The sequence below is a fragment of the Streptomyces sp. YKOK-I1 genome, assembly GCF_054660435.1.
On record NZ_BAAGDR010000001.1, the window covers coordinates 7,274,830 to 7,298,707 of the forward strand.

Below are 23,878 nucleotides of genomic sequence, written 5' to 3' on the forward strand. Positions count from 1 at the left end.
CATGGCCCCAAGCGCCATGAACCGGTGGATCACTTCTCTTTCCGACGCCCAGCCGTCGCCGTACTGGCTGGAAGACCCCGGCAAGCCCCACCCCGAACCCGCGCTCACCGGCGCCGACAGCTGCGACCTGCTGGTCGTCGGCGGCGGCTACAGCGGACTGTGGACCGCGCTCGTCGCCAAGGAGCGCGATCCACGCCGGGACGTGGTGCTGCTGGAGGGCCGCGAGGTGGGCTGGGCCGCCTCGGGCCGCAACGGAGGTTTCTGCGCGGCCTCTCTCACCCACGGGCTGCCCAACGGGCTCGCCCGCTGGCCCGACGAGATCCGGACCCTCCAGGAGCTGGGCGCGCGCAACCTCGACGAGATCGAGGCGGCGATCGCCCGGCACGGCATCGACTGCGACTTCGAGCGCACCGGCGAGATCGACGTCGCCACCGAGACCTACCAGGCGTGGGAACTGCGCGACTGGTACGAGGAACTCGAACGCAAGGGCCTCGCCGAGGGCCTGGAGTTCCTCGACGCCGAGCAGGTCCGCGAACAGGTCGCCTCACCCACCTTCCAGGCAGGCCTGTACGACCGGCGGGGCGTGGCCATGCTCCACCCCGCCAAGCTGGCCTGGGGCCTGAAGCAGGCGTGCGTCCGGCTCGGGGTCCGCGTCCACGAGCACACCCCCGCGCTGGACCTGAAGCCGTACGGCGCCGGGATGACCGTCCGCACACCGTACGGCCGGATCCGCGCCCGGCAGGTCGCCCTCGGCACCAACATCTTCCCGAGCCTGGTCAAGCGGGTGCGGGCGTACACCGTCCCGGTCTACGACTACGCCCTGATGACCGAGCCGCTCACCCCCGAGCAGCTCGGCGCGATCGGCTGGAAGAACCGGCAGGGCCTCGGCGACTCCGCCAACCAGTTCCACTACTTCCGGCTGTCCGCCGACAACCGGATCCTGTGGGGCGGGTACGACGCGATCTACCCGTACGGCGGCCGGGTGCGCGCCGAGTACGACGACCGGCCGGAGACGTATGCCAAGCTCGCCGGACACTTCTTCACCTGCTTCCCGCAGCTGGAGGGCGTCCGCTTCACCCACGCCTGGGGCGGCGCCATCGACACCTGCTCCCGGTTCTCCGCGTTCTTCGGCACGGCCCACCACGGGAAGGTCGCCTACGCCGCCGGGTACACGGGCCTGGGCGTCGGCGCCACCCGCTTCGGCGCCGAGGTGATGCTGGACCTGCTGGCCGGCGAGGACACCGAGCGGACCCGGCTGGAGATGGTCCGCAGGAAGCCGCTGCCCTTCCCGCCCGAACCGTTCGCCTGGACCGGCATCGCCCTCACCAAGTGGTCGCTGGCCCGGGCCGACGCGCACGGCGGGCGGCGCAACCTGTGGCTGCGGACCATGGACCGGCTGGGCCTCGGCTTCGACAGCTGACCCCGCCCCGGCGGCTGTGACCTGCTTCACTCCAACGGGTGGCGAGAACCCGCGTAATGCCAGGCCGGGACCTCCCTCTCCCTCGTGACGCGACCGCGTCGACGACAGAGGGAGGTCTTCTCATGACTGGGGCGAAGTCGGCGGCGGAGTGGCTGGCATCCGTCGCACCGGATCCCGAGGCCTGCCGCTGGGAGTGGGAGCGCGGCCCCCTGGGGGTCGCGCTGCTGCCGGCGGGCAGGGCCTGGGACGTGCTCATCCTGCCGGGCGCACTCGGCTACCCCACGCTCGATGTGCTCACCCGCATCCTCGACCAGCCCGGACCGGTCCTGGTCGACTTCGGGGACGACCGCATGGGCTTCTTCGTACCGCCCGGCACGGCCGCCAACTGGCTCGGCACCGGCATCCGCACGGCGGGCGCCGGCACCTGGATCGTCGTCCCCCACCCGAGCCACTCCACCGGGACCGTCCGCTGGCTGATCCCACCCGACGGCTCCGGCACCCTGACGGATCCGGCCCTGCTGGAACTGGCCATGCACGAGGCGGCGGCGGGTGGCTTTTAGGCTTTGAGTCTTTTAAGGGGCGCGGGGCTGTATCGATATGCGGCTCCGCCGCGTGGGCGCGACAAGCCACGACGGCGCCGCACCCGAACACGAACCGCTCACTCCCCGGACGTGGCCTTCAACGCCAGCCACAACTCCATCCGCACATCCGGATCGTCAAGAGAGCGCCCGAGGATCTCCTCGACCCGCCGCATCCGGTAGCGCAGCGTATGCCGGTGCACCCCCAGGTCCGCCGCCGCCGCGTCCCACTGCCCGTGCCGGGACAGCCAGGCCCGCAGGGAGGCCACGAGATCGCCGCGGCCGGTCGCGTCGTGCTCGCGCAGCGCCCGCAGCAGACCGTCCGCGAACGCCTTCACCGCGTCGTCCGCGAGCAGCGGCAGCACCGAGCCCGCCGCCAGCTGCTCGTGCTCGACGAGGACCCGGCCCCGGCGCCGGGCCACCGACAGCGCCTGCTCGGCCTGCCGGTACGCCGCTGCCGCCGCGATCGGACCGGCGGGCGCCGACAGGCCGACGACCAGGTCCTCGTCCGCGCGTTCCCCGCCGTCGGCGCGGGCCGACTCCAGGGCCGCCGCGCACCGGGCGACCGCCGCGACCGCGCCGCCGCCGTCCGCCGCCAGCACCACCAGCCGCTCGCCCTCGGGCACCACCAGCACGGCCTCGCCGGACCGCGCGGCGGCGGACTCGACCGCTTCGGTGAGGCCGCCGAGGGCGTCCCCGTCCGCCCCGGCCGCGGCGGACCCGGCCGGCCCGGGTTCCGCCACGATCACCCGGAACGGGGCGTCCAGCAGCGCGCCGTACAGATCGCCGGCGACCGCCCGGGCGTGGTCCGGCTCGCCCGCCAGGAGCATCCGCAGCACCGCCGTGCCGATGCGCTGCTCGGCCGCCTGGAGGGAGCGGGAGCGTTCCGTCGTGAGGGTGAGCAGGGCGATCGCCGAGTGGACCGCGTACCGCTCCGCCGTGCCGAGGGCGGCCGCCGTGCCGACGGCGAGCGCGGCCCGCGGGCGGCGGCCGGTGCCCAGGGTGTGCAGCTCGACCCGGTCGGTGTTCTCGGCGCTCTCGCCGCCCTCGGCCGGACCGGCTCCGCCGACCACCGCCGAGGCGGGCGCCGGGCGCTCGCGCAGCCGCTCCACGTCCGCCGTGAGCCGCGCGGCCCGCCGGCCCGCCCACTCCGGGGCGGCGGCGACGACGGCGCCCGAGGCGTCGTAGAGCGCCGCCCAGCCGTCGACCTGCGCGGCGAGCGCGGTCAGCAGCCCCTCCGGGCCGTCCGTCAGCGCCTGTTTCGTCAGCTCCCGCTGGGCGGCGAACCCCGCCGTCACCGCCCGGTACTGATCGGCCGCGATGGCCGCCGAGACCGCCTTGCTGATCGCGAGGAACGGGGTCCGCCGCGGCACCTCCAGCAGCGGCAGGCCCTCCTGCTCGGCCGCGTCGACGAGCGCCTTCGGCACCTCGTCGTAGTTGACGCCGACCGCGAAGCCGAGCCCCACCACCCCGGCCCCGGTCAGCCGCTTCACATAGCGCCGCATGGCCTCGGGGTCCTCCGCGTCCAGCTTCAGCGCGGTGATCAGCAGCAGCTCCCCGCCCTCCATGTACGGCACGGGGTCCGCGAGCTCGCTGACATGCGCCCAGCGCACCGGCACGTCCAGCCGGTCCCCGCCCGCCCGCACGGTCAGCTTCAGCGCGGAATGGTGGACGAGCGAGGCGAGCGTGGGAGGCATGGGGCCTTCAGTCGGGGAGGATGATCCTTTGGCCGCATCGTATGAACGGCCTGTGCCGATTCTGCCTCACCGGCGAGGTCCCCGTACGCCCCTTCAGCCCCTCAGGTCCACCAGCAGCGGAGGTGTGTGCTCGCCGCCGACGCTCGTCAGGGACAGCACCGCGTGGCCCGGCGGCACCTCGTGCGCCAGCTGGGACGCCGACCAGCGCTCCCGCTCGACCTGGCGCACGGTCACCGCGTCCGTGGTCACCGCCTTGCCGGTCACCAGCTTGCGCAGCGCGTGGATGGCCCGGGTCATCGGCTGGTCGGCGAAGACGGTGTGCTTGGCGACCTCCGTGGTCTCGACCCACTCGGTGCCCCAGGTCTGCGCGAACCGGCCGCCGTCCCAGGTGGTGATCCCGGAGAACGCCATCCGGCAGCCCACCGCCCCGTACAGCGGCCCGTGCAGCGCCTCCGGCACGTCCGCCACCGAGCGCAGGGCGAGGACCACCCCCGCGTGCTGGGAGCGCAGCCGCTGGATCCGGCGCACCGCGTCGGCGGTCACCGTGCCGGTCGCGTCGTCCAGGACCAGACAAGCGAAGTGCGCCCGCCGCCCCTCCCGTACGACGGCCTGGAACTGGGCGAGGACCAGCCGGGTGATCAGCCGGCCCGCCTCCTCGTGGCCCCGCTCGGGCAGGTCGACACGGACCCGCAGCGGATGGTGGGCGACGGCGCGCAGGGAGAAGGCCCGGTGGGCGTCGTCGCCTCCGCCGAGGAACCCGTCGAACACCGGCCGGTTCAGCAGCGCGAGCCGGTCGGCGAGGGCGCGCCCCGGGTCGCCGGGCGCCCCCGTCTGCCGTACCCGCGCCTCCAGCTCCCGGCGCATCACGTCGTTGCCGGCCACGGCGGCCCGCAGCGCGCCCAGCGCCCCCGGCTCGCCCTCCAGGAGTTCGCGCAGGTCGGCCAGGGCCGGGAAGCGGCCGTGCGCGGCCCGGTAGGGGCCCAGCAGCTGGGCCAGCGCGGTCGCCGCGCTCTGGCCACCCACCGTGTCCAGGTCGCCGACCAGCGCCTCGGCGAGGATCCCGGCCGCCTCGTCGGGGTCGTCGGACCCGGCGTACGGGTCCAGGTCGTGCACCGAGGACGGGTCCCCGATCCGGACGATCACGTCGTAGGAGGAGTCCGCGCCGAGCGGGCCACCCCCGGGGGAGGAGACCGCGACGACCGCGCAGCCGCCGGTCAGCGCCTGGAGTGCCAGGGCCTCCGTCAGCGGCTCGACCAGGGTGCGGGTCTTGCCGGAGCCGGACGGGCCGACGGCGAGCAGCGAGGTGCCCAGCACGTCCGGGCCGAGGGCGGCGCCCGCGTCGTGGTAGGCGGCCGGGGCGCGCTCGGCGGCCACCCAGCGGCCGATGCGCACCTGGCCGGCCAGCAGATCGTGGCGGGCGGCGCGGCGCGGCAGGTCACGGGCGCCGGAGGGGTGGACCCAGGCGGCCCCGCCCTGCCGCAGCACGGTCTCCCGGAACTCCGGCAGCCCCACCGTCCACGCCCGCCGCACCCGCGCGCAGTCCACGTCGTTCATCCGCCCGGCGGCCACCTCACCGGTCAGCAGCTCGGCGGCCTCGACCTGCCCGGCGTCCCGCAGCTCGGGCCACTGGGCGGGGGGCCGCGCGACGGCGGGCGCGGCGGTCTTCGGGTTCCCCCGGGCGGCGAGTCGTTCCCTCAGATACGGCCACCAGCCACCGGCCTGGGCGAACGGCCACACCACCAGCAGCGTGACGACCGCGTACAGGGTGTCCGTGAACAGGACGGAGGCGAACAGCTCGTAGCCCCCGCTGACCAGGACGATCAGCGAGAACAGCGGGTCGACGACCGGCAGCGCGTCCCAGCCGACCCCGAAGGCGCCGGGGAACACGAAGCTCAGGGCGGCCAGCGCGCAGAGCAGGGCGAGCAGGGCACGGACGGGCTGCGGACGGCGGCCCACGAAGTGCCGCAGCGCCTGCGGCCAGCCGCCCAGCCGGCCCATGGAGAGCAGCAGGACCGCGAAGAACACGCCGTCGTAGACCACCCGGGCCTCGGCGCCCTCGTTGGTCTTCGGTGAGGCGATTGTGCCGCCCCACCACCAGTCGCCCGGCGTGAACAGCCGCAGCAGCGTGAACTGGTACGGCAGGCTGCCGCGCCGCCACAGCGACCACAGCACCAGCGCCACCACGAGCGGCACCAGCATCCCGATCACCGTCACGGGCGCCAGCCGCTCCACCGCCCGGTCACCCTTGGGCGGCCGGTACCCGAACCGCCAGATGCCGGGCTTCGCGGCCGGCCGGGGCTCGTCCAGCCAGCTCCCCACGGCCGACGCGGGCGGCGGGGCCGCGGGTCGTGGCGGCACCGCCGGAGGCCCCGCCGGGCGCGGCACAGGATTCGCATGCGTGCCGCGCGCGTCCCGCATCCCGTCGCTGTCCATCGCCCTTGCCCCCTGACCAGCCGCTCCGTCCACCATCAGCGGTCAATCTAACGCCCCCGCAAGGGGAGTTCACCGCATACGGGGCCGGGCCGCACGGATCGCCGCCCGGCCGTCACTGTCCACGGCGGACAACCGGCCCCGCCGACAACGCCCACATGGAGCATGCCGACCCCCCGTTCCCCGTCCTAGCCTGCGAGAAAGGAAACGAAGGAAACAGAAGAAAACCCACAGGAGCCCCTCATGACCGCCCTTCCGCAGGAGCGCCGGATCGTCACCGCCATCCCCGGCCCGAAGTCGCAGGAGCTGCAGTCCCGCCGCCTCGCCGCGGTCGCTCAGGGCGTCGGCTCCGTGCTGCCGGTCTTCACGGCGCGCGCGGGCGGCGGCATCATCGAGGACGTCGACGGCAACCGGCTGATCGACTTCGGCTCCGGCATCGCCGTGACCAGCGTCGGCGCCTCCGCCGAGGCCGTCGTACGCCGCGCGTCCGCGCAGCTCGCCGACTTCACCCACACCTGTTTCATGGTGACCCCGTACGAGGGCTATGTGGAGGTCGCCGAGGCGCTGGCCGAGCTGACCCCCGGCGACCACGCCAAGAAGTCGGCCCTCTTCAACAGCGGCGCCGAGGCGGTCGAGAACGCCGTCAAGATCGCCCGTGCCCACACCAAGCGCCAGGCGGTCGTCGTCTTCGACCACGGCTACCACGGCCGCACCAACCTCACCATGGCGCTGACGGCGAAGAACATGCCGTACAAGCACGGCTTCGGCCCCTTCGCGCCCGAGGTCTACCGCGTCCCCGTGGCCTACGGCTACCGCTGGCCGACCGGCCCGGAGAACGCCGGCCCCGAGGCCGCCGCGCAGGCCATCGACCAGATCACCAAGCAGGTCGGCCCGGACAACGTGGCCGCGATCATCATCGAGCCGGTCCTCGGCGAGGGCGGCTTCATCGAGCCGGCGAAGGGCTTCCTGCCGGCGATCCGGCAGTTCGCCGCCGACAACGGCATCGTCTTCGTCGCCGACGAGATCCAGTCCGGCTTCTGCCGCACCGGCCAGTGGTTCGCCTGCGAGGACGAGGGCATCGTCCCGGACCTGATCACCACCGCCAAGGGCATCGCGGGCGGTCTGCCGCTCGCCGCCGTCACCGGTCGCGCCGAGATCATGGACGCCGCGCACGCGGGCGGCCTGGGCGGCACCTACGGCGGCAACCCGGTCGCCTGCGCGGGCGCGCTCGGCTCCATCGAGACGATGAAGGAGCTCGACCTCAACGCCAGGGCGAAGGCGATCGAGGCGACGATGAAGGCCCGGCTGTCGGCCATGGCCGAGAAGTACGAGGTCATCGGTGACATCCGCGGTCGCGGCGCGATGATCGCCATCGAGCTGGTCAAGGACCGGACCACGAAGGAGCCGAACCCCGAGGCCACGGGCGCCCTCGCCAAGGCCTGCCACCAGGAGGGCCTGCTGGTCCTGACCTGTGGCACCTACGGCAACGTGCTGCGCTTCCTGCCGCCGCTGGTCATCGGCGAGGACCTGCTGAACGAGGGCCTCGACATCATCGAGCAGGGCCTGGCCGGCCTCTGACGCACAGCCGTCCCCCAGGGACGGCAGGCCGTGTGAAGAAGGTGTGCGGGGAGCATGGCGGGTCTCGCATCCGGCTGTCGTACCGCCCGTCACTGCCGTACGTTCTACCCAGATGAGAGATACACCCGCCCGCAGGTGACTGCGGGCGAACCCCAGGCCGGGGCCTCCCCAGCTTCGACCTGGTCGTGCCCTCGCGCACACAACAGGAGCCTCCGGCTCCGCATCTCCTCACCGATCGGACGGTCGTCCGCCCCAAACCCCCCGGGGCGGCCGGCATTCCGATCCGGACGGCCACCTCGGAACCATCCCCCCTGTTCCGAGGTGGCCGACCTCCTTTTTGCTGGTCGCCGCAGCGTTTCGCAGCCCGCAGCAGTTCGTGCTGAGAGGCTGTACCCCATGCCCACCAGCCCCCACCAGCAGACCGAGGACCGTACCCCCGCGGCACCCGCCCCCACCCCGAAACGGGTCCCCGGCCGGCAGGTCTCCCTCCTCGCCCTCCCCGCCCTGCTGTTCGCCCTGATCACCTGGCAGGTGATCGCCGACGGCCCCCTCCTCGCCCTCGACGCCCGGCTCAGCGAGGCCCTGCGCCACCCGGACCGCTTCTCCGAGCTGCTGTCCGACCTGGGGAACGTGCAGGTGGCGGTGCCCGTCCTGGTGCTGGTGGCGGTGTACGTGGCCCTGCACGGCCAGTGGGAGGGCCGGCCCCGCTGGTGGCTGCCGCCCGTCGCCGCCCTCGTCCTGCTGACCCTGGTGCCGCTGGTCGTCGTCCCCCTGAAGGAGTGGACCGCGCGCCCCGGCACGCCCGCCGTGCCGCCCGCCACCGGCTACTACCCGTCCGGGCACACGGCCACGGCCGCCGTCGCCTACGGCGGCGCGGCGATGATCCTCCTGCCGTGGCTGCTGACGGCCCTGGCCCGGCGGCTGGCGGTCGCCACCGCCGCCCTGCTCGTCCTCGCCGTCTCCTACGGGCTGGTCCGGCACGGCTACCACTGGCCGCTGGACGTGCTGGCGAGCTGGTGCCTGTGCACGGTGCTGCTCGGCGCGCTCGGGCTCTTCCTGCGCGGGGCGACCCGCCCCGACCGCCCCGACTGCCCCGACCGCGCCAAACCGTAGTACGCCGACCGTCCACCCGTACGACTCGGACAAACGCTCCCGCGCCGCGTCCCGCCTACCGTGGACCACGCACACGCACACCACAGCACACAGCACACCCCCATGCGGAAGGGCCGGTAACGCCACTATGACTTCCACCCACGCCTTCTGGCTCGCCGGCCGCCAGGCCCTCGGCGAGGACAGCTTCGACGTCACCTCCCCGTGGGACGGACGGCTCGTCGCCAAGGTCGGCGTGCCGACGGACGCCCAGGTCGAGGAGGCCGTGGCCGCCGCGTACGCGGTGCGCGAGGAGTACGCCGCCACCCCCGCCCATGTCCGAGCCGCCGCCCTCGACCACGTCAGCAAGCGGCTCGCCGAGCGCACCGAGGAGATCGCTCAGCTGATCTCCGCCGAGAACGGCAAGCCGATCAAGTGGGCCCGGGGCGAGGTCGGCCGGGCCGTCTCCGTGTTCCGGTTCGCGGCCGAGGAGGCCCGGCGCTTCAACAGCGGCGAGGCCCAGCGGCTCGACACCGACCTCGGCGGCCAGGGCCGGCTCGCGCTCACCCGCCGCTTCCCGAAGGGCGTCGTGCTCGGCATCGCGCCGTTCAACTTCCCGCTGAACCTGTGCGCCCACAAGGTCGCCCCGGCGATCGCGGCCGGTGCGCCGATCATCCTCAAGCCGGCCCCCGCGACCCCGCTGTCCGGCCTGATCATCGGTGATCTGCTGGCCGAGACGGACCTTCCGGCCGGCTCCTGGTCGATCCTGCCGGTCTCCAACGACCGCATGCCCGCCCTGGTCCAGGACGAGCGGCTGCCGGTCATCTCCTTCACCGGCTCCGAGACCGTCGGTTACGCGATCATGGACTCGGTTCCGCGCAAGCACTGCACCCTGGAGCTGGGCGGCAACGGCGCCGCGGTCGTCCTCGGCGACTACGCGTCCGACGCCGACCTGGACTGGGCCGCGACCCGGATCGCCACCTTCTCCAACTACCAGGGCGGCCAGTCCTGCATCTCGGTGCAGCGGGTCATCGCCGACGCCTCCGTCTACGACCGTCTCCTCCCGCGGATCGTCGCGGCCGTGGAGGCCCAGGTCACCGGCGACCCCTCCGACCCCACGACCGACGTCGGCCCGCTGGTGAGCGAGGACGCGGCCAAGCGGGTGGAGACCTGGGTGGACGAGGCCGTCGCCGCGGGCGCCTCCCTGCTCGCCGGCGGCAAGCGCGACGGCGCCTCCTACGCGCCGACCGTCCTCACCGACGTACCCGCCGACACCAGGATCGCCTGCGAGGAGGTCTTCGGACCGGTCCTCACCGTGCAGAAGGCGGACGGCGAGGCCGAGGCCTTCGCGGCGGTCAACTCCTCCAAGTACGGCCTCCAGGCGGGCGTGTTCACCCACGACCTCCAGGCCGCCTTCCGCGCCCACCGCGCGCTCGAGGTCGGCGGCGTCGTCATCGGCGACGTCCCCTCCTACCGCGCCGACCAGATGCCGTACGGCGGCGCCAAGCAGTCCGGCGTCGGCCGCGAGGGCGTGAAGTTCGCGATGGACGACTACACCTACGAGCGCGTCCTGGTCCTGACGGGCCTCGCGCTGTAGCGGGCCCCCACGCCCCGAAGGGGTCCGGCACCGATGCCTTCCGGTGCCGGACCCCTTCCTGCCGTCGGCCTGGTCCGGGCCCTCAACCGGAGAAGCCGACGTGCGCGAGCCGCAGCGGGCCGCGCAGTCTGAGGTGCAGATCGTGCACGCCGTCGGCGGCGAAGGGCGCCTCGACGGTGACGTAGTCGTACGGCCCCGGCGTGGGCGTCCCGAGCGTCAGCACCGCGGTGGACCCCGCGCCGCCCAGCGACAGCTCGACCGTGCCCCGACCGGCCACCGTCACCGTCACCCCCGTCGTCCCGGTCCCGAAGTCGCAGGCCCGGTAGACCAGTTCGCCCGACCCCCCGCCGACCGGCGTCACCGCGTCGCCCGCCACCTTGGTCAGATCGACGATCTCGGTACCGCTCTGCTCGTCGAAGTCGGCGGCCGGGACTCCGCTCCGGAGGGCCGGACGGGCCGCGGCCGCCTCGCCGTCGAGCACGATCGTCCCGCGCAGCCGCACGTCCTCGCTGGAGCCGCCGACCAGCAGGTCGTACGGCCCCGGCTCCACCCGCGGGCCACGCCGGGCCACGTCCCAGAACGCGAACGCGGACAGCGGGACGTCGAAGGACACGGCCGCCGTCGCGCCCGGCGCGAGCGTGATCCGGCGATGGCCGAGCAGCTCGCGGCGCGGCCGGGTGACCGACGGGTCCACGGCGCGCGTGTACAGCTGGGGGACCTCGTCGGCCGTCATGTCCCCGGTGTTGGTGACCGTGAACGCGATCCGCGCCCGGCCGTCCCCGACCTCCACCGCCAGGTCGGCGTAGGAGAAGGAGGCGTACGACAGCCCGTGCCCGAACGGGAAGAGCGGCCTGCCCTCGAAGTACAGATAGGTCTGCCGGGAGCCGATCACGTCGTAGTCCAGCAGATCCGGGAGATCGGCGTCGTCGGCGTACCAGGTCTGGGGGAGACGGCCGGCGGGGGATACGTCACCGGCCAGCACCCGGGCCAGCGCGGTGCCGCCGGCCTGTCCGCCGTGCGCCGTCCACAGCACCGCGCCCAGCCGGCCCGGCTCCACCGCGTACGGGTACGCCGACACCAGCGCCAGGACCGTACGCACGCCCGAGGCCCGGGCGGCCGCCAGGATCCGCTCCTGGTGGGCGGGCAGGGCCAGGGTCGTACGGTCCTCGGTCTCGCGGCCGTTCAGGTGCGGGTCGTTGCCCGCCACCACCACGACGACGTCCGCCCGGCCCGCGACCCGGGCCACCGCGTCCTCGCCGCGCTCGACGACGACCACCTCGAAGACCTCGGCCTCCGCGTCGGTGCCGGTGCCGTCCCCGGCAACCCGGACGCCGTCGGCGGCGACCCACACGGGGCGACCTGTTCCCAGGTGCCGGAGGAGGTGACCGTTCGCGTGGGGTTCCAGCCGGAACGTCTCCTGCACGATCCAGCCGCCCGGCTGGTCGGCGGAGGCGCGCAGGAAGCCGTCCTCGGCGACCGAGAGATACCGGCCGTCGGGAGCGCGCAGGGTCAGCACCCCCTCGCCCCAGTCCACGAGCGCGAGTTCCGTGCCGGTGCCGTCCACGGTCAGCGGCGGCAGGTCGGTACGGCCCGCGAGCAGCGCCGGGTCCAGGGCGCCCTCGGCGCCGCGCACCTCGTCGGCGGCCTCGGGCGCGGCGGGGACCTTCAGGAACGTTCCCGCGGAGGTCCTCAGCAGGACCCGGTCCACGCCCTCCGCGAACTCCACGCGCTCCGCGCCGAACCGCTCGTACAGCCCTTCCAGCGGGGTGGAACGGTGGATCAGGGTGCCGCTGTACCAGTCGAGCTTGCACTCGTCGGCGAGCAGGCCCACGACCGCGATCCGGGTGTCGGCCGCCAGCGGCAGCACCCCGTCGTTGCGCAGCAGGACGATCGCCTGCTCGGCGGCCTCCCGGGCGAGCTCGCGATGGGCCGGGGTGTCGAACTCCCCGGCGCCCGCGTGCGGGTCGTGCCCCGGGTCGAACTCGCCCAGCCGGAAACGTACCGAGAGCTGACGGCGGATCGCGGTGTCGAGGTCCGCCTCCGACAGCAGGCCCCGCTCCAGCGCCCCCCGGATCCGGGCGACGATCTTCGAGCTGTCGGTGCCGTGGTCGGTGAAGCTGTCCACGCCCGCCTGCAGCGCGGCCGCCGTCGCCTCCTCATGCGTGTCGAAGTAGTGCTCGGAGTCGACCAGGTTGGAGGGCGCGCCCGCGTCCGAGCAGACCAGCAGCTCCTCGTCCGTCCAGGTGCGCAGGTGCTCGCGCAGATACGGGGAGACATGGTTGGGGCGGCCGTTGACCAGGTTGTACGCCGGCATCACCCCGGCCACCGCGCCCGCCTCGACGGTCTCCTTGAAGGCGCGCAGATCGTATTCGTGCAGCACCCGCGGGCGGACCGAGGAGGAGGTGACGTCCCGGCTCGACTCGTTGTTGTGGGCCAGCCAGTGCTTGAGGACCGGGGCCGTGCGCCAGTACGTCGGATGGTCGCCGCGCAGACCGCGCGTGTACGCGGTGGCGATCGCCGAGGTCAGCCCGGGGTCCTCGGAGTAGCCCTCCTCGTTACGGCCCCACAGCGGATGGCGCAGCAGGTTCACCGTGGGGGACCAGACGTTCAGGCCCACGCGGTCGTCGCGGGCGCGCATCGCCCGGGCCTCCTTGGACACCGCCTCGCCGACCCGCCGTACGAGATCCGTGTTCCAGGTCGCGCCCAGTCCGACGGCCTGCGGGAACACCGTCGCCGGTCCCATCCACGCCACGCCGTGCAGGGCCTCCTGGCCGGTGCGGAACGCGGCGACGCCGAGCCGCTCCACGGCGGGCCCGAACTGGTGCAGGAAGGCGATCTTCTCGTCCGGGGTGAGGCGCGCCAGCAGATCGTCGATGCGCTTCGCGAACGGCAGGTGCGGATCGCGGAAAGGCGGCGTGGGCGGCGTGGGTGCGGTCACGTGGGGATCCCTTTGCGATGGAGCGGGGAGACGCTTTCGAAGCGCTTCGATGCTCATTCGACGCACCGCCGGGTGTCAAGGGGACCTCACGCTTATTTCAAGCAGGGCATAAGAACAGGTCACCTCCGATACCTCGGAGGAATGTTGGGAGCGACCCTTGTGCACCCCCCGGTGTTCACTTAACCTCGCAGCAACATCGAAGCGCTTCGACTGGAAATCTACGTGACAGGGGTCGGAGGATCCGCTTCAGCTCAGCCAGTTCCACTCGAGACACCGCAGCCGACGGCCACCGCCGGGTGTCCTGGTGCGCCATGAAGGGTTGACGCAATGACGCCGAACGCCGCTTCCGCCTCCTCCGGCCCGAGCCGGAGAAGCTTCCTCGCCTCCACGGCGGTCGCCACCGCAGTGGTGGCGGGAGGGATGCCGCTGCTCTCCGCCTGCGGCGGCTCGGACAGCGGCTCGCGCGACGGCACCACCTCCGGCAAGGACGCCAAGAAGATCCTGCCGACCTACGTCGCCGGCAACGTGGTGACGCCGGACATCCCGGCCAAGAACGGCTCCTCGATCGGCTTCACGAGCAAGCTCGACATGGCCGGCCTGAAGACCTCGGTACCGAAGAAGCTCGGCAAGGGCGGCAAGGTCACCATCATGTCGCCGTTCTGGGGCTCCCCGCCGAAGGCCGACAACGCCTACTACACGGGCATGAACGACCTCATCGGTGTCGACGTCGTCTGGCAGAACCAGGACGGCAACACCTACGAGCAGAAGCTCGGCGCGGTCCTCGCCTCCAGCGACGTGCCGGACGTGGTCGTCGTCCCCGGCTGGAACATGAACGGCCGGATACCCAGCGCGATCATCAGCAAGTTCGCCGACCTCGGGCCCTACCTCTCCGGCGACGCCGTCAAGGACTACCCGAACCTCGCCGCGATCCCCACGGACGCCTGGCAGCGCTCCATCTTCGGCGGCAAACTGCGCGGACTGCCGATGCCCTCGGCGTACGTCTCCAACATCGTCCCCCTCTACCGCAAGGACATCTTCGACGAGGAGGGGTACGAAGTCCCCACCACCGCCGACGAGTTCCACGCCCTGGCCAAGGAGATCACCAACGCCAAGGCCAAGCGGTGGGCCTGTCTGGACATGAAGTGGACGGCCTGGAACATCTTCGGCGTGCTGCCCGGCGACGAGAAGGGCCTCATGTGGAACCTCGTCGACGGCAAGCTGATCAACCGCATGGAGACCCAGGAGTACCTGGAGGCGATCGAGTGGACGCGCAAGCTGTTCGCCGACGAACTCGTGCACCCCGACGCCAAGCTCGGCAAGAGCAGCGCCACCGACCCGGGCCCGAAGTTCGCGGCCGGCGAGTTCCTCATCTACAACAACGACATCTCGCAGTGGTACAGCCGCACCGCCGAACAGGCCACCCAGAACCCCGACTTCAAGGTGTGGGGCATGGACCTCTTCGCCCATGACGGCGGCACCCCCACCTTCTGGGCCAAGAACCCGGCGGGAATCTTCGCCTTCGTCAACAAGAAGGCGTCCAAGTCGGTCATCCAGGACGTGCTCGCCGTCGCCAACGTCACCGCGGCGCCGTACGGCACCAAGGAGTTCATGATGACCAACTACGGCGTGGAGGGCACCCACTACACCCTCAAGGACGGCGTCCCGGTCAAGACCGACCAGGGCAACCTCGACGTCCTCAACGCGTACGTGATGATCGCCAGCCCCGCCTCCACCCTCGCCCACCCCGACTTCCCCGAGGTCGCCCGGGGACAGGTCGAGTGGCAGCAGAAGGTCGGCGCCCACACCAAGAAGTCCTCCTTCTACGGCATGCAGATCACCGAGCCCTCCCGCTGGGCCAACCTCTCCAGCGACTTCGAGCAGCTCGAGGACGACATCATCCGCGGCCGCAAGAAGATCAGTGACATGCAGCAGGCCGTCTCCGACTGGAAGAGCAAGGGCGGCGACCAGCTCCGCGACTGGTACCAGAAGATTCTCGACGAGAACGGCTCGGCGGCGAGCTGACCCGGCATCGAGGCAAGGAGAACGGCCGTGTCCCACAGCACGGTGCCTCGCCGCGGGGCCGAGGCAGCAGACGAGCCGGACCGGACCCCGGTGGCGTCCGGCGACGCCACCGGCCCCGCCGCAGGTGAGCCGGACAGGCCCCCTTCGGGGAAACTGGGCCTGCGCCTCAGATTCAGACGCGACCGCGTGCTGCTCCTGATGACCCTGCCGGCAGTAGCGCTGGTGCTGCTCTTCAACTACGTGCCGATCCTGGGCAACATCGTCGCCTTCCAGGACTACGACCCGTACATCAGCGACAACGGCATCGTCTCCATGCTGCACAGCCCCTGGGTGGGCCTGGAGAACTTCCAGCGCATCTTCGAGGACTCGGCGTTCTGGGACGCGGTCACGAACACCCTCGTGCTGTTCTTCCTCCAGCTGGTGCTCTACTTCCCGATCCCCATCCTGCTCGCGCTGCTCATCAACAGCGTGGTCAGACCGCGGGTACGGGCGGTCTCGCAGGCGATCCTGTACCTGCCGCACTTCTTCTCGTGGGTGCTGGTCATCGCGGTCTTCCAGCAGCTCTTCGGCGGCGCGGGCATCCTCTCCCAACTGCTGCGCCAGCACGGCTACGACGGCCTCGACATCATGACCGACCCCGAGACCTTCAAGTACCTGATCACCGCGCAGAGCGTGTGGAAGGACGCCGGCTGGGGGATCATCGTCTTCCTCGCCGCGCTGTCCTCCGTCCCGACCGACCTGTACGAGGCCGCAGCGATGGACGGCGCCGGCCGCTGGCGCCGGATGTGGCACGTGACGCTTCCGGCGCTGCGCCCGGTGATCGCGCTGCTGCTCGTGCTGCGCGTCGGCGACGCGCTCACCGTGGGCTTCGAACAGATCCTGCTCCAGCGCGACTCCGTCGGACCGGGCGCCTCGGAGGTCCTCGACACCTTCGTCTGGTGGAACGGCGTCCGCAACCAGGACTTCGGCTACGCGGCCGCCGCCGGACTCGTCAAGGGCGTCGTCAGCCTCGGGCTGGTCCTCGCCGCGAACAAGGTGGCCCATCTGATGGGCGAGCAGGGGGTGTACAAGAAATGAGCACGGTGCTCGAGAAGACCCGTCCGTGGTCCGCACCTCCGCGGCCGGCCTGGGAGGAGGAACCCAGCAGGGCGGGGGTGGCGGGCAAGGGGCTGGTCCTCGCGCTGGCCTGCCTCGGGATCCTCTTCCCGATCTGGATCGTCGTCGTCACCAGCCTCTCCTCGCGCCGGACCATCGACCAGGCGGGCGGGCTGGTGATGATCCCCCAGGACATCACGTTCGTCGCCTACCGGGAGCTGCTGAGCGGCGGTCAGGTGACACGGGCGGCGCTGATCAGCGTCCTCATCACCCTGGTCGGCACGCTGTTCTCGATGACGGTGTCCGTCCTGTGCGCGTACGGCCTCTCGCGCTCGGGCTCACTGGGGCACCGCTGGCTGCTGCTGGTCCTGCTGGCCACGATGTTCTTCAGCGCCGGTCTGATCCCGACGTACCTGCTGGTGCAGTCGCTCGGCCTGACCGACACCTACCTCGCGCTGATCCTGCCCAGCGCGGTCAGCGTCTTCAACATCCTCGTCCTGCGGGGCTTCTTCATGGGCATCTCGCAGGAGCTGATCGACAGCGCGCGGATCGACGGGGCCGGGGACTTCCGGATCCTCTGGCAGATCGTCATGCCGCTGTCGCGGGCGGTGCTGGCGGTCATCACGCTGTTCTACGCGGTGGGGTACTGGAGCGCCTGGTTCAACGCGTCGCTGTACCTCAACGACCAGGACATGATGCCGCTGCAGAACGTCATGATCCAGCTGGTGCAGAAGCAGGAGGCGCCGGTGGGGCTGGGGCAGGCCATCAAGACCGGTGAGCTGTCGGGGCTGGCCGTGCAGATGGCGGTGATGGTGATGGCGCTGCTGCCGGTGGCCGTGTTGTCTCCCTTCGTCCAGAAGCACTTCAAGAAGGGGATGCTGACGGGGGCGGTCAAGGGCTGAGTCCCGGATGCGGGTGCGTGGGGGCTGGACCCTACGGAGCTGCGGGCAGTCGTGCCGCTGTGGCGGCACGGGTGGGCGCGGCGGCACCCCGCCAGCGCGGGCAAGCGAACCCCCCCCACAGCACCCCAGGTCCACCTCTCCGACCCCCTGCGAGGTACCCCCATGCCCATCACCCGCCGCACCGTCCTCGCCGGCACCGCCGCCGTCGCGGCCCTCGCAGGTCTTCCCGTCGGGCAGGCAGGCGCAGCCAACGGCAGTGGCCCCGCCTACCGCTGGCGCAACGCCGTCATCGGCGGCACCGGATTCGTCACCGGAGTCTTCTTCCACCCTGCCGTCCGCGGCCTCGCCTACGCCCGCACCGACATCGGCGGCGCCTACCGATGGGACGACCGCGCCGCCCGCTGGACGCCCCTCACCGACCACCTCGGCTGGGACGACTGGAACCTCCTCGGGGTGGAGGCCCTCGCCGTGGACCCCGTCCACCCGGACCGCCTCTACCTGGCCCTCGGCACCTATGCCCAGTCCTGGGCCGGCAACGGCGCGATCCTGCGTTCCGAGGACCGCGGTGCCACCTGGACCCGTACCGACCTCACCGTGAAGCTCGGCGCCAACGAGGACGGCCGGGGCGCGGGGGAGCGGCTGCTGGTGGATCCGCGGGACAGCGACACGCTGTGGCTGGGCACCCGGCACGACGGACTTCTCAAGTCGACCGACCGAGGCGTCAGCTGGGCGGCCGTGGCCGGCTTCCCGGGCACCCCCACCGCCACCGGCCAGGGCGTCACCCTGCTCGTAGCCGCCGGCCGTACCCTCTACGCGGGCTGGGGCGACTCCGACGGCACCGCCGGGTCCGCGAACCTCTACCGGACGACCGGCGGCAGCACCTGGGAGGCCGTCCCGGGGCAGCCGGCCGGCGCCTCCGCCAAGGTCCCGGTGCGCGCCGCGTACGACTGCCACAGCCGTGAGCTGTACCTGACGTACGCGGACGCGCCCGGGCCCAACGGCCAGTCCGACGGCAGCGTGCACAAGCTGGCGACGACGACCGGCGCCTGGACCGAGGTCACCCCCGTCCGGCCCGGCGGCGGTGACACCTTCGGCTACGGGGGCGTCGCCGTGGACGCCCGTCGCCCCGGCACCCTCGTCGTCTCCACCAACAACCGTTGGGCGGCGGTCGACACCCTGTACCGCACCACCGACGGCGGCCGCACCTGGACGTCCCTCAAGGACGCCGCCGTGTTCGACGTGTCCGAGACTCCTTTCCTGAAGTGGGGCGAGGAACAGCCGAAGTTCGGCTGGTGGATCCAGGCCGTGGCGGTCGACCCGTACGACTCGAAGCACGTCGTGTACGGCACGGGGGCCACCCTCTACGGCACCCGCGACCTCAGGCACTGGGCGCCGCGGATCCGCGGTCTGGAGGAGACGTCCGTGGTCCAGCTGGTGTCGCCCCCGGTCGGGGAGGCACACCTGCTGAGCGGCTCCCGGGACATCGGCGTGATGTACCACGAGCGGCTCACCGCGTCTCCGTCGCGCGGCATGGCGACGAACCCCGTGTCCGGGTCGGCGACGGGACTCGCGCAGGCCGCGGCCAGACCGTCGTACGTGGTCCGCAGTGGGTGGGGCGACCACGGCAACGGCGCGTTCTCGAACGACGGCGGGCGGACCTGGGCGCCCTTCGGGGGACAGCCCGCCCTCGCCAAGGACGCTCCGGGGCCGATCGCCGCCAACGCCGACGGCAGTGTGCTGCTGTGGTCCTTCGTGCACTGGGACGGCACGAAGTACGCCGCTCACCGCTCCACGGACAACGGCACGACCTGGTCCGAGATCTCCTCCTTCCCGAAGGGCGCCACGCCGGTCGCCGACCCGGCCGACCCGACGCTCTTCTACGCGTACGACTCCGACACCGGAAACGTACTCGCCAGCACTGACAGTGGCCGCTCCTTCACGGTCCGTGCGACCGGGCTGCCGGCCGGCGACAGCCAGTTCAAGCTGGTCGCGGCCCCGGGCCGGTCCGGTGACCTGTGGCTCTGCACCAAGTGGAACGGGCTCTACCGGTCCACCGACGGCGGCGCCACGTTCGCCAAGGTGGCCAGCTGCTGGGCCTCGTACACACTCGGCTTCGGCAAGGCCGCCCCCGGCGCCGACTACCCGGCGATCTACCAGGTCGGCTCGACGGAGGCGATCACCGCCGTCCACCGCTCCGACGACTGCGCGAAGAGCTGGGTGCGCATCAACGACGACCACCACCAGTGGGGCTGGACCGGCGAGATCATCGCCGGTGATCCGCGGGTGTACGGCCGGGTCTACCTCGCCACCAACGGGCGCGGCATCCAGTACGGGGAGCCCGTCTGATGGCGGCCACCGGCAAGCCGGCTCTCGCCGACGCCACCCGGGGCCGCATCCTCTTCGGCGGTGACTACAACCCCGAGCAGTGGCCCGAGGAGACCTGGCCGGAGGACGCCCGGCTGATGCGCGCGGCCGGCGTCAATTCCGTGACCGTCGGCGTCTTCTCCTGGGCGAAGCTCGAACCCGAGCCGGGGGCCCGTGAGTTCGGCTGGCTGGACCGGCTCATGGACCTCCTGCACGAGCACGGAGTCGGGGTCGTCCTCGCCACCCCCACCTCCTCCCCGCCGCCCTGGCTCGGCCGGCTCCATCCGGACTCCCTGCCCGTCACCGAGGACGGCCGGACCGAGTGGTGGGGCGGCCGGCAGCACTTCTCCCACTCCAGCGCCGCCTACCGCAGCCACGCCGCCGCCATCACCGAGGCCCTCGCCGCCCGCTACGCCGCCCATCCCGCCCTGACCATGTGGCACATCAACAACGAGTACTGCACGGCCGACTTCGGCGACGAGGCCGCCGCCCGCTTCCGCCGCTGGCTGCGCACGAGGTACGGCGACCTCGACGCGCTCAACACCGCCTGGGGCACCGCCTTCTGGAGCCAGGGCCACCACAGCTGGGACACCGTCCTGCCGCCCCGCACCCCGCACTATCTGAAGAACCCGGCCCAGGTGCTGGACTTCCGGCGCTTCACCTCCGACATGCTCCTGGAGTGTTACACCGCCGAGCGGGACATCGTCGCCCGGCACACCCCGCACCTCCCGGTCACCACCAACTTCATGCCGCTGTTCCCCGGCCAGGACGGCTGGCGCTGGGCCGAGGAGGAGGACGTCGTCTCCGTCGACCTCTACCCCGACCCCAGGGACCCGCTCGGCGCGCAGCACGGCGCCCTCGTCCAGGACCTCACCCGCTCCCAGGCGCGCGGCCCCTGGATGCTGATGGAACAGGCGGCCGGCCCCGTCAACTGGCGTGGGGTGAACCACCCCAAGCTGCGCGGCCTCAACCGCCTGTGGTCCTTCCAGGCCGTCGCCCGGGGCGCGGACGCCGTCTGCTACTTCCAGTGGCGCCAGTCCCGCCAGGGCGCCGAGAAGTTCCACTCCGGCATGCTCGGCCACGCGGGGGAGCGGGGCCGCACCTTCCAGGAGGTCAAGCGGCTCGGCGCCGAACTCGCCGCGATCGGCCCCGCGGTGACCGGCAGCCGCCTGCACGCCGACATCGCGATCCTCCACGACTGGCACGCCTGGTGGGCCTCCGCCCAGGACGGCCGCCCCTCGGTCCACGTCGACCATGCGGCCGTCCTGCACGCCTGGCACCGCGCCCTGTGGGAGGCCGGGTACGCCACCGACTTCGCCCACCCCGCGCACGACCTCACCCGCTACCGGCTGGTGGTCGTGCCCCAGCTGTACGCGCTGAACGACGCGGCCGTCGACAACCTCCTCGCCTTCGTCCGGGGCGGCGGCACCCTGGTCTCGGGCTTCCTCACCGGTGTCGCCGACGAGGACGACCGGATCCGCCCCGGCGGCATGGACCCCCGGCTGCGCGAGCTGTTCGGCATCCGCGTCCTGCACGAGTGGTGGCCGCTGGAGCCGGGGGAGACCGTCGCGTGCGAGGGCTTCCGGGGAACGCTGTGGTCGGAGGAGCTGGAGACCGAGGACGAGGTCATGGACACCGTCTACCAGGGCGGCGAACTCGACGGGCTGCCCGCGGTCCTCCACCGCGACCGCGCCTGGTACGTCTCCACCCTCCCCGAGCCCGGCGCCCTGCGCGCGCTGACGGCCCGCATCGCCGCCGGGGCCGGGGTCCGCCCGGTCCTCGACGGGCTCCCGGACCGGGTCGAGGCCGTACGCCGCGGTGAGCTGCTGTTCCTCCTCAACCACGGCCGCGAGCCGGTCGCCGTCGACGTCCCCGGCACCCACACCGACCTGCTCACCGGAGACAAGATCACCGGTCGGGCCCATCTGGACCGCCACGGCGTGATGGTGTTGCGCTCATGACGATCACGCACGGCTCCTGGGAGCCGACCCCCGCCGCCCGCTGGGAGGACGCCTTCCTCAGCGGCAACGGCCACCACGGCACCCTCACGTTCGGCGATCCGAACGACGACCGGGTCATCGTCACCCATCACACCCTGGTCCGCCCCAACGGCGCCGAACACGCCCGCCCGCCCGAGCTGGCCGCCGAACTCCCCTCCCTCCAGGACCGGTTGCTCGCCGGCGACCTCACGGCCGCCGAATCGTTCACCGACCACCGCCCCCTCCAGTGGGTCCAGCCCTTCCACCCCGCCTTCCAGATCCGGCTGCGCCGGGCCACCCCGTCCGAAGCGCACCGCTACCGCCGCACGGTCGACTTCACCACCGGCGAGACCACCGCCCTCTGCGGGGACTGGACCAGCAAGGTCTTCGTCTCCCGCGCCGACGACGTGATCGTCCACCACATCACCACCCCTGACCTGGACATCTCCCTCGACCACCGGCTCCCCGGCGCCCCCACCGACCTCGCCGTCGGCCATGGCGAGGCCCTCACCCCGCACGGCGCCCTGCTCACCCTGCGCGCCCGCTACCCCGGCAGCGACCGCGCGTACACCGGGGTGACCCTCGTCGCCGTCACCGGCGGCAGCGCCTCCCTCACCCTGCCCGGGGTGCGGATCACCGGCGCCACGTCCGTCCTGCTCCTCACCCGGGTGCGCCGCCACACCGGCGACCTCGACGTCACCGCGGAACAGCGCGCCCTGGCCGCCCTCCCCGGTTCCTACGAGGACCTCCTCGACCGCCATCTCGCCCTGCACCGCACCGCCTACGAACGGGTCGCCCTCGATCTGCGCGCCGACCCCGACGAACGCGCCCTCCCCGGCTCCGAGCTGCTGAAACGCCCCCGCAGCACGGCTCTCCTGGAGCGCCTCTTCGCCGCCGGCCGCTACCACCTGCTGTCCTCCTCCGGCCTCAACCCACCGCGGCTGACCGGCCTGTGGACCGGCGACTGGGACACCGCGTGGTCCGGCGCCTTCACCAACGACGCCAACCTCAACCTCCAGACCGCCTCCGCCGCGGCCGCCGCCCTCCCCGAAGTCACCGCAGCCCTGGCCTCCCTGATTTACCGTCAGCTCGACGACTGGCGGGAGAACGCCCGCGCGGTCTTCGGCGCCCGGGGCGCGGTCGCGCCCGCCCACACCGACGGCGAGTCCGGGCTGTCGTACCACTTCAGCCGCGAGTACCCACTGCACCTGTGGACGGCTGGCGCCGACTGGCTGCTCAAGCCGCTCGTCGACCACGACGAGACCCGGGGCGTCCACGACCCGCGCACCACCGCCGCCCTCGCCGAGGTCGCCCGCTTCTACGAGGACTTCCTCACCCGCACCGACCCGGACGACCCCGACGGGCCCCTCGTCGTCGTCCCCTCCTACTCCCCGGAGAACCGGCCCGCGGGCGCGAGCTGGGGCGCGATCGACGCGGCCATGGACCTCTCGGCGGCCCGGCACGCGCTGCTCACCGCGGCCGACCGCCACCCGGCCGAGGCCGACCGCTGGCGCGCCCTGGCCGACCGCCTTCCGGCGCATCGCGTCAACGCCGACGGCGCCCTCGCCGAATGGGCCAGGCCGGGCCTCGACGACACCTACGACCACCGCCACCTCAGCCACCTCTACGGCGTCTGGCCACTCGACGAGATCACCCCGTACGACACCCCGGAGCTCGCGGCCGCCGCCCACCGCGCGCTCGCACTGCGCGGCGCCGAGAACGACTCCGCGCACGGCCACCTCCACCACGCCCTGATCGCGGCCCGGCTGCGTGACGGACACCGTGTCGCCCACGCCCTCGACCGGGTCCTGGACGGCGACTTCTTCCACACCTCGCTGATGAGCGCCCACTACCCCCACCGCGACGTCTACAACGCGGACGCCGCGCACACCCTGCCCGCCGTGCTGATCGAGGCCCTCGTGCACTCCACCCCCGACCGGCTGGTGCTCTTCCCCGCCCGGCCGCCCGCGCTTCCGGCGGGCGAACTGCGCGGCCTGCGCACCCGGTTCGGCGCCGGGCTCGACCTCTCCTGGGGGCCCGAGGGCGCCACGGCGGTCCTCAGGCCCACCCGCACCCACCGCATCGACGTCCGGACTTCCGCCGGTGACACCGAGCCGCTCGACCTCGTCGCCGGCGAAGAACACGTCCTCACCACGGGGACGTGGTAACTCCCCGCACTCCCCCCACCC

14 protein-coding genes are annotated in these 23,878 nt (G+C 72.6%); 11 read left to right on the forward strand and 3 right to left on the reverse strand.

Going from position 1 to position 23,878, the window contains the following annotated elements; translation table 11 throughout:
- Position 1 precedes the first annotated feature (1 nt).
- Both ACYQ8Q_RS32575 and ACYQ8Q_RS32580 read left to right on the forward strand, forming a co-directional pair.
- Complete coding sequence (locus tag ACYQ8Q_RS32575) at positions 2-1,420, forward strand: NAD(P)/FAD-dependent oxidoreductase (protein ID WP_460070028.1); 1,419 nt, start codon at positions 2-4, stop codon at positions 1,418-1,420.
- Positions 1,421-1,542: 122 nt separating this feature from the next.
- Positions 1,543-1,980, forward strand: coding sequence for a bifunctional DNA primase/polymerase (locus ACYQ8Q_RS32580; RefSeq protein ID WP_460070031.1), 438 nt, complete (start codon positions 1,543-1,545; stop codon positions 1,978-1,980).
- A 98-nt stretch (positions 1,981-2,078) separates the two neighbouring features.
- On the opposite strand, the gene ACYQ8Q_RS32585 is transcribed toward ACYQ8Q_RS32580, so the two are convergent.
- Positions 2,079-3,695, reverse strand: coding sequence for a PucR family transcriptional regulator (locus tag ACYQ8Q_RS32585; RefSeq protein ID WP_460070032.1), 1,617 nt, complete (start codon positions 3,693-3,695; stop codon positions 2,079-2,081).
- Between the two features lie 93 nt (positions 3,696-3,788).
- Positions 3,789-6,128, reverse strand: coding sequence for a type IV secretory system conjugative DNA transfer family protein (locus ACYQ8Q_RS32590; RefSeq protein ID WP_460070034.1), 2,340 nt, complete (start codon positions 6,126-6,128; stop codon positions 3,789-3,791).
- Positions 6,129-6,368: 240 nt separating this feature from the next.
- On the opposite strand from ACYQ8Q_RS32590, the gene gabT reads away from it, so the two are divergent.
- The 3 genes from gabT to ACYQ8Q_RS32605 all read left to right on the forward strand — a co-directional run bounded on the left by gabT (position 6,369) and on the right by ACYQ8Q_RS32605 (position 10,389).
- The gene (gene gabT, locus ACYQ8Q_RS32595) at positions 6,369-7,703 is read left to right on the forward strand and encodes a 4-aminobutyrate--2-oxoglutarate transaminase (RefSeq protein ID WP_460070036.1); all 1,335 of its coding nucleotides are present in this window, start codon (positions 6,369-6,371) and stop codon (positions 7,701-7,703) included.
- A gap of 396 nt (positions 7,704-8,099) precedes the next feature.
- A complete protein-coding gene (locus ACYQ8Q_RS32600; protein ID WP_460070038.1) occupies positions 8,100-8,816 on the forward strand; it encodes a phosphatase PAP2 family protein in 717 nt (238 codons plus the stop codon).
- Positions 8,817-8,943: 127 nt separating this feature from the next.
- A complete protein-coding gene (locus ACYQ8Q_RS32605) occupies positions 8,944-10,389 on the forward strand; it encodes an aldehyde dehydrogenase family protein (RefSeq protein WP_460070040.1) in 1,446 nt (481 codons plus the stop codon).
- 82 nt (positions 10,390-10,471) lie between these two features.
- Here ACYQ8Q_RS32605 and ACYQ8Q_RS32610 read toward each other — a convergent pair whose 3' ends face one another.
- Entirely contained in the window at positions 10,472-13,327 is a 2,856-nt protein-coding gene (locus tag ACYQ8Q_RS32610) for a glycoside hydrolase family 3 C-terminal domain-containing protein (protein ID WP_460070041.1), read from the reverse strand.
- Between the two features lie 327 nt (positions 13,328-13,654).
- On the opposite strand from ACYQ8Q_RS32610, the gene ACYQ8Q_RS32615 reads away from it, so the two are divergent.
- From ACYQ8Q_RS32615 to ACYQ8Q_RS32640, 6 genes are all read left to right on the forward strand, one after another.
- Positions 13,655-15,349 carry an extracellular solute-binding protein gene (locus ACYQ8Q_RS32615; RefSeq protein ID WP_460070043.1) on the forward strand — a complete coding sequence of 565 codons (1,695 nt, stop codon included), beginning with the start codon at positions 13,655-13,657 and terminating at the stop codon, positions 15,347-15,349.
- Between the two features lie 27 nt (positions 15,350-15,376).
- Entirely contained in the window at positions 15,377-16,426 is a 1,050-nt protein-coding gene (locus tag ACYQ8Q_RS32620; protein ID WP_460070045.1) for an ABC transporter permease, read from the forward strand.
- On the forward strand, positions 16,423-17,346 hold the full coding sequence (locus ACYQ8Q_RS32625) for a carbohydrate ABC transporter permease (RefSeq protein WP_460070047.1): 924 nt from the start codon (positions 16,423-16,425) through the stop codon (positions 17,344-17,346). The genes ACYQ8Q_RS32620 and ACYQ8Q_RS32625 overlap by 4 nt, the downstream gene beginning before the upstream one ends.
- A 162-nt stretch (positions 17,347-17,508) precedes the next feature.
- A complete protein-coding gene (locus ACYQ8Q_RS32630; protein ID WP_460070049.1) occupies positions 17,509-19,692 on the forward strand; it encodes a 1,4-beta-glucanase in 2,184 nt (727 codons plus the stop codon).
- Positions 19,692-21,671, forward strand: coding sequence for a beta-galactosidase (locus tag ACYQ8Q_RS32635; protein ID WP_460070051.1), 1,980 nt, complete (start codon positions 19,692-19,694; stop codon positions 21,669-21,671). The genes ACYQ8Q_RS32630 and ACYQ8Q_RS32635 overlap by 1 nt, the downstream gene beginning before the upstream one ends.
- Positions 21,668-23,857 carry a glycosyl hydrolase family 95 catalytic domain-containing protein gene (locus ACYQ8Q_RS32640; protein ID WP_460070053.1) on the forward strand — a complete coding sequence of 730 codons (2,190 nt, stop codon included), beginning with the start codon at positions 21,668-21,670 and terminating at the stop codon, positions 23,855-23,857. The genes ACYQ8Q_RS32635 and ACYQ8Q_RS32640 overlap by 4 nt, the downstream gene beginning before the upstream one ends.
- Positions 23,858-23,878: the final 21 nt, after the last annotated feature.